Annotated in this window: 17 protein-coding genes and 1 pseudogene; 12 read left to right on the top strand and 6 right to left on the bottom strand. The window is 60.9% G+C overall.

Annotated features, from left to right (window positions below):
• Positions 1-162: 162 nt before the first annotated feature.
• Positions 163-378, top strand: a pseudogene (locus CKW29_RS04280) (pili assembly chaperone); the annotation flags it as partial.
• A 73-nt stretch (positions 379-451) separates the two neighbouring features.
• Here CKW29_RS04280 and CKW29_RS04275 read toward each other — a convergent pair.
• Positions 452-883 carry a PACE efflux transporter gene (locus CKW29_RS04275; RefSeq protein ID WP_095145341.1) on the bottom strand — a complete coding sequence of 144 codons (432 nt, stop codon included), beginning with the start codon at positions 881-883 and terminating at the stop codon, positions 452-454.
• A gap of 132 nt (positions 884-1015) precedes the next feature.
• Here CKW29_RS04275 and CKW29_RS04270 point away from each other — a divergent pair, with 132 nt between their 5' ends.
• Positions 1016-1900 carry a LysR family transcriptional regulator gene (locus CKW29_RS04270; RefSeq protein ID WP_095145299.1) on the top strand — a complete coding sequence of 295 codons (885 nt, stop codon included), beginning with the start codon at positions 1016-1018 and terminating at the stop codon, positions 1898-1900.
• Positions 1901-1956: 56 nt separating this feature from the next.
• On the opposite strand, the gene CKW29_RS04265 is transcribed toward CKW29_RS04270, so the two are convergent.
• Positions 1957-2988 (bottom strand): LacI family DNA-binding transcriptional regulator, encoded by a 1032-nt coding sequence (locus CKW29_RS04265; protein ID WP_095078492.1) that lies wholly within the window; start codon positions 2986-2988, stop codon positions 1957-1959.
• 215 nt (positions 2989-3203) lie between these two features.
• Here CKW29_RS04265 and CKW29_RS04260 point away from each other — a divergent pair, with 215 nt between their 5' ends.
• Positions 3204-3737, top strand: a complete 534-nt coding sequence (locus CKW29_RS04260; protein WP_095145300.1) for a gluconokinase — start codon at positions 3204-3206, stop codon at positions 3735-3737.
• 82 nt (positions 3738-3819) lie between these two features.
• Positions 3820-5172, top strand: a complete 1353-nt coding sequence (locus CKW29_RS04255) for a GntP family permease (protein WP_095145301.1) — start codon at positions 3820-3822, stop codon at positions 5170-5172.
• A 70-nt stretch (positions 5173-5242) separates the two neighbouring features.
• Here CKW29_RS04255 and alaC read toward each other — a convergent pair whose 3' ends face one another.
• On the bottom strand, positions 5243-6460 hold the full coding sequence (gene alaC / locus CKW29_RS04250; protein ID WP_095145302.1) for an alanine transaminase: 1218 nt from the start codon (positions 6458-6460) through the stop codon (positions 5243-5245).
• A gap of 230 nt (positions 6461-6690) precedes the next feature.
• On the opposite strand from alaC, the gene CKW29_RS04245 reads away from it, so the two are divergent.
• From CKW29_RS04245 to CKW29_RS04235, 3 genes are all read left to right on the top strand, one after another.
• Complete coding sequence (locus CKW29_RS04245; protein ID WP_095145303.1) at positions 6691-7353, top strand: LysE family translocator; 663 nt, start codon at positions 6691-6693, stop codon at positions 7351-7353.
• Between the two features lie 70 nt (positions 7354-7423).
• On the top strand, positions 7424-7912 hold the full coding sequence (locus tag CKW29_RS04240) for a GyrI-like domain-containing protein (protein ID WP_095145304.1): 489 nt from the start codon (positions 7424-7426) through the stop codon (positions 7910-7912).
• A gap of 333 nt (positions 7913-8245) precedes the next feature.
• Positions 8246-8743 carry a GNAT family N-acetyltransferase gene (locus CKW29_RS04235; protein ID WP_095145305.1) on the top strand — a complete coding sequence of 166 codons (498 nt, stop codon included), beginning with the start codon at positions 8246-8248 and terminating at the stop codon, positions 8741-8743.
• 24 nt (positions 8744-8767) lie between these two features.
• Here the strand turns inward: CKW29_RS04235 and CKW29_RS04230 are convergent, their stop codons facing one another.
• Positions 8768-9373 carry a pyridoxamine 5'-phosphate oxidase family protein gene (locus tag CKW29_RS04230; RefSeq protein WP_095147979.1) on the bottom strand — a complete coding sequence of 202 codons (606 nt, stop codon included), beginning with the start codon at positions 9371-9373 and terminating at the stop codon, positions 8768-8770.
• Between the two features lie 32 nt (positions 9374-9405).
• On the bottom strand, positions 9406-9891 hold the full coding sequence (locus tag CKW29_RS04225; protein WP_095145307.1) for an N-acetyltransferase: 486 nt from the start codon (positions 9889-9891) through the stop codon (positions 9406-9408).
• Between the two features lie 141 nt (positions 9892-10032).
• On the opposite strand from CKW29_RS04225, the gene CKW29_RS04220 reads away from it, so the two are divergent.
• The 4 genes from CKW29_RS04220 (at position 10033) to CKW29_RS04205 (ending at position 12645) form a co-directional block, all read left to right on the top strand.
• Positions 10033-10467 (top strand): nuclear transport factor 2 family protein, encoded by a 435-nt coding sequence (locus CKW29_RS04220; protein ID WP_095145308.1) that lies wholly within the window; start codon positions 10033-10035, stop codon positions 10465-10467.
• Between the two features lie 67 nt (positions 10468-10534).
• The gene (locus CKW29_RS04215; protein ID WP_095078482.1) at positions 10535-10879 is read left to right on the top strand and encodes a YciI family protein; all 345 of its coding nucleotides are present in this window, start codon (positions 10535-10537) and stop codon (positions 10877-10879) included.
• A gap of 39 nt (positions 10880-10918) precedes the next feature.
• Positions 10919-11410, top strand: coding sequence for an SRPBCC family protein (locus tag CKW29_RS04210; RefSeq protein WP_095145309.1), 492 nt, complete (start codon positions 10919-10921; stop codon positions 11408-11410).
• Positions 11410-12645 carry an RNA polymerase sigma factor gene (locus CKW29_RS04205; protein ID WP_095145310.1) on the top strand — a complete coding sequence of 412 codons (1236 nt, stop codon included), beginning with the start codon at positions 11410-11412 and terminating at the stop codon, positions 12643-12645. The genes CKW29_RS04210 and CKW29_RS04205 overlap by 1 nt, the downstream gene beginning before the upstream one ends.
• Positions 12646-12675: 30 nt before the next feature.
• Here CKW29_RS04205 and CKW29_RS04200 read toward each other — a convergent pair whose 3' ends face one another.
• Entirely contained in the window at positions 12676-13401 is a 726-nt protein-coding gene (locus CKW29_RS04200; protein ID WP_095145311.1) for an SDR family oxidoreductase, read from the bottom strand.
• A gap of 111 nt (positions 13402-13512) precedes the next feature.
• Between CKW29_RS04200 and CKW29_RS04195 the strand changes: the two genes are divergently transcribed.
• The gene (locus CKW29_RS04195) at positions 13513-14355 is read left to right on the top strand and encodes a LysR family transcriptional regulator (RefSeq protein ID WP_095145312.1); all 843 of its coding nucleotides are present in this window, start codon (positions 13513-13515) and stop codon (positions 14353-14355) included.

Genomic DNA, 14355 nt, shown 5'->3' with positions numbered 1-14355 from the left:
CCTTCTCGCACCGTCACCTTTGTGTTGGCAATCTGTTCCCGGCTGAACCGTTTCTCGTCCAGAAGCGCTCGGTACTGCCCGGATAATGGCCTTGAGCCATCTGTTGTGCTGGCTATGCTCACCTGTAACTAACTATGTTGGCCGTCATGTAAGTGCATGCCGACCGCACAGGGATGTGTGGAAATTGTCGAGGTGGTGCGCAAGAACCACGATTTGTCCTTGAGTGCCGTGTCGAGCATGCAGTCGAGCTTGAGTCGCACCGGGCTGGGCGTGGAGTTGGCCAATGAGGCAGGGGAAGTGATCCTGGAAATCCAGCAGGGCTCACGGCATGTGGTGGATGCCATCAGCCAGTTCAATTCGACGTTGCAACTCAATTAACCCGGCCTGTCGCTAGAAGGCTTCTTGACCCGGCACTGGCGCTGGGTCGAGAAGCCTTTTTTGTGCCTGTCGCTCAGGCCGGGTCAGGCAGCGCCGACGCGGGCAAGCCGAAGGTGCGATCGAACAGCCAGTTGAAGGCAAAGGTATAGCAGGGGATGAAGATGATCAGTGCCAGGTCCAGCAGGAAGGCTTGCACCAGGCTGATGTCCATCCACCAGGCTATCAGGGGAATCAGAAACACGATCAAGGTCAGCTGAAAACCCACGGCGTGGGCGATGCGTCGCTGGACGGTGCGGGTTCGAGATGGTTGGCGGCTTTCCCAGCGCTCGAACAGCGAGGTGTAGATGAAGTTCCAGCTCACCGCGATGGTGGTGATGATCACGGCCAGCGGCCCGGTGCTGCTGGGAGCTGTGCCGGACAGCAGCGCCAGGCCAAGTGCGGAAAATGTCATGCCGATGACTTCGTACAGCGATACATAAACCAGTTTGCGTTTCACGCCTTGCATGGCCATTGCCCCTTCGTTCAGTGAGTGGCACCCGCCCTTTGTGGATCAGGGCTGGCGAAGGCGGCGAAAGATAGCTTCAATAGGCCTGACAGAAAAAGTTGGTAGCTTTCAGGTTTGTTGATAGGTGATGCGATGAGTTTTTCCAGCGACAGTATCGAGTTGTTCCTGGCCGTGATCGAACGCGGCTCCTTTTCGGCGGCCGCCCGCGCCCTTGGCAAGGTGCCGTCGGCGGTCAGCATGGGCATCGCCAATCTGGAGGCAGAACTCGGTTATCCGCTGTTCGACCGCCGTCATCGCGAACCGGTACCTACGGCCATGGCCACGTCGTTGGTGCCCCATGCGCGGCTGGCGGCCGAGCAGCTCAAACAGCTTCGGGTGCATGCCATCGAATTGTCCCTGGGGCTGGAAAGCAAGCTGTCGATCGGGGTGGTGGCGGACATCGACAAGACCCGTTTACTGGCGGCGATCAAGCACATCGCCGAGCGTTATCCGCTACTCGATATCGAGCTGCTCAGCGCCCCGCAGGATGATGTGTTGCAGCTGCTGCACAGTGGCCGGGTCAACGTTTGCCTGGCGTTCGCCGGGCTGAGTGTGAATGTGCTGGAGCGGTTCCAGTTCGTCGGAACCGAGCAGATGATCGCCACCATATCTCCGGTCAACACGGCCTTCCAGGCCCTGGGGGAGGCCCCCTATCTGGAAGACCTGGTGCCGGTGCGGCAGATCATCGTCGCCAGCCGCGACTTGCCGATCAGCGAAACCCGACCACTGCTCGGCGAATCCCATTGGCGCACCGATACCCTGGAAATGGCCCTGGAAATGGTCGAGGCGGGGATTGGCTGGGGCAACTTTCCGTTATCGGTGGTCGAGCCACTGCTGGCGTCCGGGCGGCTCAAGCGTTTGGGCTTCAGGAACATCGAAAATGGACTGGTGCTGCCGGTACATGCGGTGTGGCTCAAAAGCCAGCCGCTGCAAAAGGGCGCCCTGGCGTTTGTCGAATTGATGGCCGGGCAGGCCTGAGTGAGTGAACGGCATTTGTCGTGCCGGTGCCCACAGCCTGCGTCACTGAGCCGCTGTTACGTACTCTCGCGAACCTTGAGCTCGAAGCCCAGGTCGACCACTGGCCTGGCGATCGTGTTGCCGGCCATCAAGGTGAGCATATGCTCGGCCGCGCGGCGGCCAATGGCCTCGCGCGGGGTGCTGATGCTGCTCAGGCGCGGCACCATGTGTGCAGAGGCCGGCAGGTCGTTGAAGCCCAGTACGGCCACTTGTTCGGGGACCTTGATCCCGTGGCGCATGGCTTCGAGCAGGGCACCGTGGGCCAGGTCGTCGTTGCCGAAGAAGATGGCGTCGACCTGCGGGTGGGCCGCCATCATGTGCAGGAACAACTCGCCGCCCAGGCCTACCGAGGAAGGACGCGGTGTCAGCAACTCGAGGGCCGGGTCGTAGAGGTTGGCCTGTTGCAGGGCTCGGCGAAAACCCTCGCCGCGCAGCAAGGTTCGCTGGTCGAGTTGTGCGCCGATGTAGGCCAGGCGCTTGCGGCCTCGCGAAATCAGATGCCGGGCAGCCGTTTCACCGGCACTGAGCTGCGAGAAGCCGACGCAATTCAGACCGGCACCGGGGTCCAGGTCCATCATATAGACGCAGGGGATGTTGCTGGTCTCGACCATGCGTCGGGCACTTTCAGTGCGATCAAAGCCGGTCAGCAACAGGCCACGCGGCTGATAGGCCATGTAGTTGCGCAGCAGGTTTTCTTCTTCATCGCGCGAGTAGTGGTAGTTGCCGATCAACACTTCGAAGCCTTTGGGGCGCAGTACCTGATGAATGGCTTCCAGGGTTTCGATGAACAGCAGGTTCGACAACGACGGCACCAGTACCACGACCGACTGGCTCTGGGCCGAGGCCAGGGCGCGGGCGGCGGGGTTGACCACGTAGTTCAGTTCCAGAGCGGCCTGCTGGACCTTTTCCACCAGTTCGGTGGCAACCGTACTGATGCCGCGCAAGGCCCTGGACGCGGTAATCGGACTGACCCCGGCCAGGCGGGCGACTTCGTTCAGGGTAGGGCGGCCAGTGGTGCGGGTATTTTTATCGTTTTTAGAGGAGGTCATCGGACGGCTTGCCAAACAAAATTCAAGGCACTAAGGTAGCGCTGTCTCGATGCGGCTGCAAATGCTTGAGCAGGGGTTGCCTGATCCCTGCTTTTTGGCGTTGGGAAAGAACCTGCTGCAACCCATAAAAATGACAAGAAGGCGTCGGCAATGCCTGCTTTTGCACGAGAGTTTCCATTGGCAAAGGTAGCGCTGTCTGCGCGCTGAGGTGTTAGATGAGTCAACCAATCACCGCCCTGGTCATCATGGGCGTGGCCGGCTGCGGCAAGTCCAGCGTCAGCGAGGCCCTGTGCCAGCTCAGCGGTGCGACCGGCATTGAAGGCGATAGCTTTCATCCTGCGGCCAATATCGAAAAGATGAGCGCTGGCATTCCCCTGAACGACGACGACCGTGCCGGCTGGCTCGACAGCCTGTGCGAAGAGTTGCGTCGTGTCGATGCCACGGGCGGGCACCCGGTGCTGACCTGTTCGGCGCTCAAGTATATTTACCGCGAACGCCTGCGCAGCGCTCTGCCTGGGCTGGGGTTCGTGTTCCTGGAACTGACCCCGGAAGTCGCCGCCGACCGAGTGTCCCATCGTCCCGGCCACTTCATGCCGTCGACCTTGATCGCCAGCCAGTTCGCAACCCTTGAATCACCCGTCGGGGAGCCGTTGACCCTGGCGCTGGATGCATCGACCCACAGTGTCGATGAATTGGCCGTGCAAGCGCACCACTGGTGGCTGGGCCATGGTTTGAAGCTCGCCATATGAATTTTGCTTTGAAAGGTAGCGCTGTCCTGATGGCTTACGTATTCCCTGCTTTCATAACAACAACAACCAGGAGACACCCCTAATGTTTGGCATGTCCCACGAGACGTTTCTGCTGCTCGATGCAGTGGTCACGGTGATCGGCTTGATTGTCCTGATCACCAAGTTCAAGCTTCACCCCTTTATTGCCCTGATCATCGCCGCCGCTTTCCTCGGGCTGACTTCGGGCATGCCGATCGGCACCATCATCAAGGCATTCCAGGACGGCTTCGGTGGCGTGCTGGGTTTTGTCGGCATCATCCTCGCGCTGGGTACCATGCTCGGCAAAATGATGGCCGAGTCGGGCGGGGCGGATCAGATCGCCCAGACCCTGATCCGCGCTTTCGGCAAGGACAAGGTGCAGTGGGCGATGATGTTCGCCGCGTTCCTGGTGGGCATTCCGCTGTTCTTCGAAATCGGCTTCGTGCTGCTGATTCCGCTGGTATTCATCGTTGCCCGGCGCACTGGAGTGTCGATCATCAAGATCGGTATCCCGCTGCTGGCCGGTCTGTCGGCGGTCCACGGTCTGGTCCCGCCACACCCGGGCCCGCTGCTGGCCATCGGCGTGTTCGGTGCCGACATCGGTAAAACCATTCTCTATGGCCTGATCGTGGCGCTGCCGACGGCCATCATTGCCGGCCCGATCTTCGGTACGTTCATCGCCAAGCACATTCCCGGTCATCCGAATCAGGAGCTGGTGGATCAACTGGTCCGTGAGTCGGATTCAAGCGAACTGCCGAGCTTCGGCATCACCCTGCTCACCGTGCTGTTGCCGGTGTTCCTGATGCTGCTCAAAACCTTTGCTGACGTGGCGCTGCCGGACGGCAACTTCTTCCGCACATGGATGGACATGATCGGCCACCCGATCTCGGCACTGCTGTTGGCGTTGCTGTTGTCGCTGTACACCTTCGGTTACAAGCAGGGCATCGGTTCCAGCCAGATGCTCAAATGGCTGGACGCGAGCCTTGCCCCGACCGCCGCGATCATTCTGATCATCGGTGCTGGTGGTGGCTTCAAGCAGATGCTGGTGACCAGCGGTGTGGGTGATGTGATCGGTCACATGGCGGTGAACGCGCAGATCTCGCCGATCCTGCTGGCCTGGCTGGTGGCGGCGGTGATTCGTATCGCCACCGGTTCGGCGACCGTGGCGACCATTACTGGCGCGGGTATCGTGGTGCCGGTGGTGGGGATGATTCCGGGTGTGAACCGTGAGCTGCTGGTGCTGGCCACCGGTGCCGGCTCGTTGATTCTGTCCCACGTGAACGACGCGGGCTTCTGGCTGGTCAAGCAGTACTTCAACATGACCGTGGCGGAAACCTTCAAGACCTGGACCGCGATGGAAACCATCCTGTCCGTGGTGGCGCTGGGCTTTATCCTGCTGCTGTCGATGTTCGTTTAAGCACCACGCGAAACACCTGTGGGAGAGAGCCGGGCGGCGTTCCGCTTGCCCGCTCCCACGGTGTCTTGTGTCAGGCGTTGGTCTTGCCGACCAACCCATCGGCCCGGAACATCCCGCGAATCCCGCGGACAGCCTGGCGAATCCGGTCCTGGTTCTCGATCAGCGCGAAGCGCACGTGATCATCGCCATACTCGCCAAAGCCAACCCCTGGCGAGACGCAGACCTTGGCTTCGGCCAGCAATTTCTTGGCGAACTCCAGCGAACCCAGGTGGGCATAGGCCTCGGGAATCTTGGCCCAGACGTACATCGAGGCTTTCGGGTTTTCGACCATCCAGCCCAGTTCATGCAAGCCCTTGACCAGCACGTTGCGACGTTGCCGATACTGCTCGGCGATATCCTTGACGCACTGCTGATCACCTTCCAGTGCCGCGATGGCAGCCACTTGTAGCGGGGTGAATGTGCCGTAGTCGTGGTAGCTCTTGATCCGTGCCAGCGCGTTGACCAGCTCCGGGTTACCGACCATGAAACCGATGCGCCAGCCCGCCATGTTGTAACTCTTGGACAGGGTGAAGAACTCCACGGCAATGTCCTTGGCGCCCGGCACCTGCATGATCGACGGGGCTTTCCAGCCGTCATAGACGATGTCGGCGTAGGCCAGGTCGTGGACCACCAGCACGTCGTACTGCTTGGCCAGGGCGATGACGCGCTCGAAGAAGTCCAGTTCCACGCACTGCGCGGTCGGGTTCGACGGGAAGCCGAGGATCATCATTTTCGGCTTGGGGATCGAGCCGCGAATGGCGCGCTCCAGTTCGGCGAAAAAGTCCACGCCAGGAATCAGTGGCACCGACCGCACCTGGGCGCCGGCAATCACGGCACCGTAGATATGGATCGGGTAGCTGGGGTTGGGCACCAGCACGGTGTCGCCCTGGTCCAGGGTGGCGAGCATCAAGTGCGCCAGGCCTTCCTTGGAACCGATGGTGACGATGGCTTCGTTTTCCGGGTCGATGTCGACCTCGTAGCGATCCTTGTACCAGCGCGAAATGGCCCGGCGCAGGCGAGGAATGCCTTTGGACGTGGAGTAGCCGTGGGTGTCTTCGCGCTGGGCGACCGTGACCATTTTTTCAACGATGTGCGGCGGGGTCGCGCCATCGGGGTTGCCCATGCTCAAGTCGATGATGTCTTCGCCACGACGACGGGCGGCCATCTTCAGCTCGGCAGTGATATTGAATACGTAAGGGGGGAGTCGATCTATGCGCGCAAAGCGGCGCGGCGAACCTTGGTCTGCCATTGTTGCCTCTGGAGTACGTAAGCGCCCGGAACCGTCCGAGCGACGCTGGCCACTGCGGTGGCCTGGACGCAAGATAAGGGCGCCGATGACGGCTTGTCCAGTAGCGAAGATCAACTTTTTTCGACGACACTGGCCCGCTCGCAGCGGATTGTTGCGGACAAAACACGTTCTTGCCTGCTTCTTGCATAGCTACGCGCCACTGACTCAACCACCTTCGAACGGGATGAAACATGGAGTTTTCCAGCGGCTTTTTGCTGAGCCTTTCACTGTGCCTGGACATCGGCGTGGCCAACATCGCGATGATCACCCTGGCCATGCAACGTGGGTATTTTCAGGGCTTCGCACTGGGGCTCGGGACCTGTGTTGGTGACCTGGTTTACGCGGTACTGGCGCTGGCCGGCATGACCGTGCTGTTGCAGTACTCGGCGGTGCGCTGGGTGTTGTGGGTCGGTGGCTCGGCGTTGTTGCTCTATTTCGCCGCCAGGATGATTTACTCGGCGATCCATCACAGTGTCGTGCTGGCGGAGGCGGGCGAGGTGAGTAGCGGTTCCCATCGTCGTGAGTTCTTTCGTGGGATCTTTCTGGCCATGTCCTCACCCAGCGCCATTCTCTGGTTCGCGGCCGTGGGCGGTACGCTGATCGCCCGTTCCGGGGGCGGCAGCCTGGCCAGCGCCGGGTTGTTCCTGGCGGGGTTCTTTTGTGCCGGGCTACTCTGGTGCGTTGCCTTGTGCCTGGCGGCGACCCAGGGAGGCAAGTTATTGGGCGATAAGCTGCTGCGGTATTCCTATATGGCATCTGCGGCGATCTTCTGCTATTTCGCGGTCTACGTGATCGTTTCTGGCTATCAGGAGTTCATTGGCTCGACGGGAGCCGCAGAACTTCCCGGGCTCTGATGGGGGGAGAATCCGGTTTGCCTTCTATACTCTCTGGCTGAACCCACCTTTGAGCGGCAGGAGTTGATTCATGGATGATCCAAAAAAGGGCGTCGTTGCCGAACCGCGCCTCGAAAAAGGGCATTTCTTGTTGATCGCCGGGCTAGGCGAACGGTTTACCCAGGAGACCACCGAAGGCATTCCCGCACTCTGGGATAAATTCATCCCCCATATCGGCAAGGTGCCTGGGCAAATGGGCGATGTGACCTACGGCATCTGCTGCAATCCAGATGGCAAAGGTGCTTTTGAGTACATCGCCGGTGTCGAGATCAGCAAGCTCGATGACCTGCCTGAACTGTACCGCTGGATCGAAGTGCAGCCCCAGCACTATGCGGTGTTCGAGCACAAAGGCTCGCTGGGCGACTTGCCCCGGACCTTTCAATACATCTGGAAAACCTGGCTGCCAGCCTCGGGCCGTGAGGCGGCGGACGCCCCGGAGTTCGAACGCTACAGCGCCGACTTCAATCCGCAGACGGGGGAAGGTGTGCTGGAAATCTGGTTGCCGCTCAAGGCTGACTGAATGGCGCGAGAGGCGGCGCAGTCAGCTGCCTCGCCTCTTTACCCTTACCGTTTGCCCTTGCTGGTACGGCGCGCTCTGATCACATCGATCATCAGGGAAATGAAGCCAAAAGCACTGATGGTGAACAGCATCAGCAGGCCAGCCTGAACGCTCGTCATGGTGAGATTCCCTGTGTGTGGTGAGAGACAGGGATTACCAATAGCCCGAAACCAGGGCGATATAAAGCCGCGATGCAAAGGCTATACGAAGGCTTTACGGCCGCGCGTATGATCGATATGCGGTGCTTATTCATTTATGATTCGCCCCCTCTTTTCTCGCTGATCGGGTCACGCCATGAACACCTCCACGACTGTCATACGCCAGGTCACGCCGGATGACCTTGATCGCTGTTTCACCATTGAAACCGAGGCGTATGAAGGCGATGAGGCGGCCACTCGCGAGAAAATCGCCACGCGCATCGATACCTGGCCAGAGGGGTTTATCGTGGCCGAGGTCGACGGTGTCGTGGCCGGGTTTATCAACTCGGGTGCGGCGTATCAGGTAGAGATGGCCGATGAGGCCTTCAAGGAAATGATCGGTCACGACCCGGACGGCCCACAGGTGGTGATCATGTCCGTGGTGGTGCACCCGGACTATCAGGGGCAAGGCCTGGCCAAACAGTTGATGACCGAGTTCATCGAGCGCATGCGGGAGATGGGCAAGATCCGTATCAACCTGATGTGCCGGGAACAGCACGTTGCCTGGTACGCCAGTTTTGGCTTTGCCTACCTCAAGGCCTCCGAGTCAGACCATGGCGGCTTGGCCTGGCACGAAATGGCCCTGGACCTGTAAGCCTCCCCGCCAGCAATAGGGGGCTCAATACAGGCTGTCGCGTAACCTCGCAGGCGCCTCCTGATCATAACGTTCGGCATCGAACCGGCCATCGTTCAGGCGCTTGTGAAAGGCGCCCGCGGTGGGCAGTGCCGAGCGGTCCAGGTACTTCTGCGGGTTCCATAAGTCCGAACGCACGATCGCCTTTGAACAGTGGAAAAACGCCGCTTCCACCTTCACCACCATCACTGTTCGCGCCGGTTTGCCATTCACGGCAAAGCTTTGCAGCAGTTGCGGCTCGGCGCTGATGGTTGCCGTGCCGTTGACCCGCAAGGTCTCGCCGATACCCGGAATGATGAACAGCAACGAGATCCGCGAATCGAGGACGATATTGCGCAGCGTGTCGATCCGGTTGTTGCCCGGGCGGTCGGGGATCGCCAGGGTCCGTTCGTCAATGATCCGCACGAATCCCGGTGCATCGCCACGGGGTGAACAGTCCATGCCGTGCGGCCCGACCGAGCCGATGATCACCAGTGGCGAGGCTTGCACCATCGCTTGATAGTCGAGGTTCAGGCTGGGGATCTGCTTGTTGACGGCGCGGTTGTGGGGCAGGCCGTAGAGGGCTTCCAGTTGTTCGATGGTCGTGAGCATCGCTTGTATCATCCGTGACAGTGGGCGGGGAGTCAGAAGTCCAGGGTCATGCGCCGTTCATGGCCGATCCGGCCTTTATAGGCATGGCCGCTGTCGACCCAGCCTTGCTTGAGGTAGAGCCCCAGCGCCGCTTCGTTGTGCGCATCCACCGACAATTCCAGGCCCTTGATGTCCGGCCAGGCCTGGCGCGCGACTTCCGGCAAGGCTTGCAGGCAGGCGGTGCCGTAGCCCAGGCCCTGGCAGCGGTGGTCCACCTGCAGGGCGTGCAGGGTGGCGGTGTCTTCGTGGGCCCAGTCCGGCAGGAACGGTGGGCGCTTGAGCAGCAGGAAGGCGACAGGCCTCTCGTCCGCGATCAGGGCAAAGCCCCTGATGGCGTCGCCTGCGGTCGCGCTGAGCGAGTGCAGGGCACCGTGAATATCCCCGGAGAATGACTTCTGCGCCGGGTGGATCTCGATGTCTTGCACGCGCTCGCGCTGGCGGGGCGAAAGCTGTTCATAAGGAACGAGTTGAGTGGTCACCGACGGTGTCCGTATTCCGGCAAATGTGAGGTTCGGATTCTAGCCAGTTTGCCGCTTCGAGATTTTTTTATTTCGGCTGTCGATTTGCTTTTTGGTCAGTCGACTAAGGGTGTCCTCACACAAAACACTCGGAGTTGCGTCATGAATGCACACACAGAAAACACCGATATCCAGAACCTGATCGAGACGTACCGGCAGTTGGTGATCGCCAAGGACATTGACCGGCTCATGGGGCTGTACGCCGACAACATTGTCTCGTTCGATGCCGTCAAGGCGCTGCAGTTCAAGGGCAAGGCGGCCTACCGCGCGCACTGGGAAGAGTGCATGACGATGTGCCCTGGCCCGGACCTCTTCGAGTTTCATCAGGTCAACGTCCTGCGTGCTCAAGACATAGCGTTTGCCCACTGGCTGGCTCACTGCGGCGGTACCGACGACAAGGGTGAGACCAAAGGTTGCTGGATGCGTGTGACCGCCGGCTATCAACGGGGCGGTGAGCACTGGCGAATCGTTCACGAGCACTGGTCGGCCCCCTTCGACATGACCAGTGGCGCCGCGTTGTTCGAGTTGCAGCCCTGATCGTCGGGTTTTTCGCCAAACCCTCGATCTGCAGCCATAGTTGATCAGCCTGATGTTGGAGAGCCTTATGAAATACCTATGTCTGGTCTACAGCGACGAGCGCGTGCTGCACAGCTCGCCCGACAGCCCTGAAGACGCCGAGTGCATGGCCTATGCCGAGTCTGTCCAGGGCAGCGGCCGGATGCTCGCCGCCGAGGCGTTGCAGTCCGTGCAGACCGCGACCACGGTGCGCATGCGCGCCGGCAAACTGTCGATTACCGATGGTCCGTTCGCTGAGACCAAGGAGCAGTTGGCAGGCTTTTATCTGATTCAGGCTAAGGACCTGAACGAAGCCATCCAGGTCGCCGGCAAGATCCCGGCGGCCCGGGTCGGCAGTGTGGAAGTGCGTCCGATACGTGAGTTGAATCCCTGATAACCACGACAAATAACAACGATAAACAGGAGGTTGTTCATGACCACTCATCACGCTGGCCGCCAGCCGGCCGAGTTCGAGTTATCCATCAGCCGCTTGATTGATGCGCCGCGCAATAAGGTGTTCCGCGCCTGGACCGAGCCGCAATGGCTCACCCAGTGGTGGGGGCCGCACGGCATGACCACGCCGGAGTGCGAAATGGACCTGTGGGTCGGCGGTCAATTCCGCACACTGATGCGCGCGCCGGACGGCAGCGAGTACCCAACCAGCGGGGTGTTCCTGGAGATTCATGCGCCCCGGCGGCTGGTCTTCACCGATGCGTTCACCCCAGGCTGGACGCCCTCGGGTAAACCCTTCATGACCGCTGAAGTGACCTTCGACGACGTCGATGGCAAGACCTTGTACACCGCCCGTGCCATGCACTGGAGTGCAGAGGATCGCAAGGCGCATGAGGCCATGGGGTTTCATGACGGTTGGGGGCAGAGCCTGGACCGGCTGGTCACTCTGGTCACCACGGGCATGCCGGACTGATGCCGGGCGAGACGGTCAAGGCGCTGGTCGAGACGGTGTATCGCAACGACTCGCGGCGCATCCTCGCCACCCTGATTCGCTTGCTGGGGGATTTCGACCTGGCCGAAGAGGCGCTGCATGAAGCCTTCTTTGTCGCGGTCGAGCGCTGGCAGCGCGATGGCGTGCCCGACAATCCTCGCGCTTGGCTGGTGTCGACCGGGCGCTTCAAGGCGATTGACGGTTTGCGCCGCCGGGCACGATTTGTCGCCTCGCAGGCGTTGTTGGTGGCGCAACTCGAAGCGCTGGAAGAGGCCGAGTGGAGTGTCGAAGACGTGGAAGATGATCGCCTGCGGCTGATCTTCACCTGTTGTCACCCGGCCCTGGCAGCCGATGCGCAAGTACCGTTGACCTTGCGTGAAGTCTGCGACCTGACCACTGAAGAAATCGCCCGGGCGTTTCTCGCCACACCGGCGACCATTGCCCAGCGAATCGTGCGCGCCAAGGCAAAGATTCGCGACGCCGCCATCCCGTATCAAGTGCCGTCGATAGCCGAGTTGCCCGAGCGCCTCGACAGTGTGCTGCGGGTGATCTACCTGGTGTTCAACGAAGGCTATTCGGCGTCGGTAGGCAGTGAGTTGACCCGTGAAGACCTGACCCGCGAGGCGATTCGTCTTGGCCGTTTGCTGATGGAGCTATTACCGGAGCCCGAGGTGATGGGGTTGCTGGCACTGATGCTGCTCAATGAGTCGCGACGTCCGGCCAGGACCTCGGCTGCGGGTGAGTTGATTGTGCTCGATGAGCAGGATCGTTCGCTGTGGGATGCCGACATGATTGCCGAAGGCAGTGCCCTGGTCGAGCGGGCGCTGGGTACCCGGGGGTTCGGGCCTTACTGCCTGCAAGCGGCAATCTCGGCCGTGCATGCCGAAGCGAAGGTGGCCGAGGACACCGACTGGCCACAGATTGTCGGCCTGTACGACGTCTTGTTGCAGGCCATGCCTTCGCCGGTGATCGAGCTCAATCGCGCGGCGGCACTGTCCCGGCGCGACGGGCCGTTGGCGGCGCTGAACCTGGTCGAGGGGATATTGAACCGGGGAGAACTGCTCGACTATCACTTGGCCCATTCGGCGCGAGCCGAATTCTGTCGGCAATTGGGCCGTGTGGAGGAAGCCAAGGCGGCCTATCGGCGTGCGCTGGAGCTGACTCGGCAAGCGCCGGAACGACGGTTTATCGAGCGGCGATTGGCGGAGTTGAGTTAGTGGCGAGGGCGCGCACGCCCTCGCCGCGACTCAGGCTTGTTGGCGTGTCGCGGCCAACACGATTTCGCGGATGCACACGTTCTGCGGTTGCGCATAGGCGTATTGAATCGCCGATGCGACGTCTTGCGCGCTCAGCACGGTGCCGCCCATATCCTGCTTCCAGGCGTGGTAGCCGCTCTTGATCGCTTCATCCGTGGTGTGGCTCAGCAACTCGGTTTCCACGGCTCCCGGTGCGATGGTGATGACCCGCACGTTATGTGGCGAAAGTTCTTCGCGCAGGTTTTCGGAGAGACCGTGTACCGCGAACTTGGTGCCCACGTAGGCCACGTGGTTGGGGAAGGTCTTGCGCCCGGCCACGGAGCTGACATTGATGATCGTGCCATGCTTGCGCTCGGTCATGCCGGCCACCACGGCATGAACGCCGTTGAGCAGGCCTTTTACATTGACGTCGAGCATCTGCTCCCACTGTGCCGGGTCCTGGGTCGTGATGTCCCCCAGCAGCATGACGCCGGCATTATTGATCAGGGCGTCGGCCGGGCCGAACTGTGTTTCGGCGTCTTTGACCGCTTGAATCAGGGCCGTACGGTCGGTGATGTCGACGCCACGGCTCAACGTGTCGGGTAGGGCCAGGGCTTCCAGGCGCTCAATGCGTCGGGCCAGTAGCAGCAAAGGGTGGCCGGCTGCCGAAAACAGACGGGCACAGGCCTCGCCAATGCCAGAACTGGCACCGGTGATGATGATCAATGGCTTGCTCATGGAATGGCTCCTGAAATAATAAAAATGGATAGCTGATCTTGGATCTCAGTATATTTACGAGTATCTCGGCTGAAAAATGCCTTATTTCTCTGTCTGCCATCGGGATAGCCTATGGATATTCGTCACCTCAAGGCGTTTCTCGCGGTCTTCGAGGAGCGCAACATCACCAGCGCGGCGCAGCGGCTGTTCATCAGCCAGCCAACCCTGTCGGTCACCATCAAGCAGCTTGAAGAAGACCTGGGGGCGGCGCTGTTTACTCGTCAGCCGCGCGGTGTGGAAGTCACGGACCAGGCGCGAGTGCTCTATCCGCAGGCACGTCGGATGGTGCTTGAGGCCGACGCTCTGCGGCGCTTGTTTCGTGGTGGTGAAGACCGTGCATCGTTGGAACTGGGCGTGGAGGGTGATATTGCCGACAGCCAGGTCGAGGGGGTTGTCCGCATGATCCATCAGGCATTGCCCAACCTGTTGCTGACCTTGCAGGAAGGTTGTCAGGGCGATGCGCGACTGGCAGTGGAAGAGCTGTGCTGCGAGGACGAGTTGTTTCTGCCGCTCTGGGAAGAACCCTACGTCATGGCATTGCCTCTTGGGCATCCCATGGCCCGGATCGACTCAGGAGAAAATTACACCCCCATCGAGGACTGGATCACCTGCCCGCAACACGTTTCCCATCAGCGCTTGATGGCGCTCTACGGGCGCTCGCCGGAAGCGGTGGCCGGGCATGCGGGGTCACTGATGCAGGCGCTGCGCATGGTGGCTGCAGGCGTTGGCGTGGCCATGTTGCCGCAGTCGTTGGTGGATGGGCATCCGCGGGTCGTCTCCCGGGCCTTGCACGGGCCTGCGCCGACGCGCCGGGTTGGGCTGTGCTACGCCGCCCAGGCACTTGAATTGCCCACGGTGCGCGTCCTGCACGAGTACTGCCAGACCAACCGGCCGCCCTCTGTCGGGGAAGCTTGA

The organism is Pseudomonas sp. Irchel s3a18, assembly GCF_900187535.1.
Classification (GTDB): domain Bacteria; phylum Pseudomonadota; class Gammaproteobacteria; order Pseudomonadales; family Pseudomonadaceae; genus Aquipseudomonas.
Note: the sequence above shows the minus strand (reverse complement) of the source record. Positions and strands in the feature narration are given on the sequence as shown.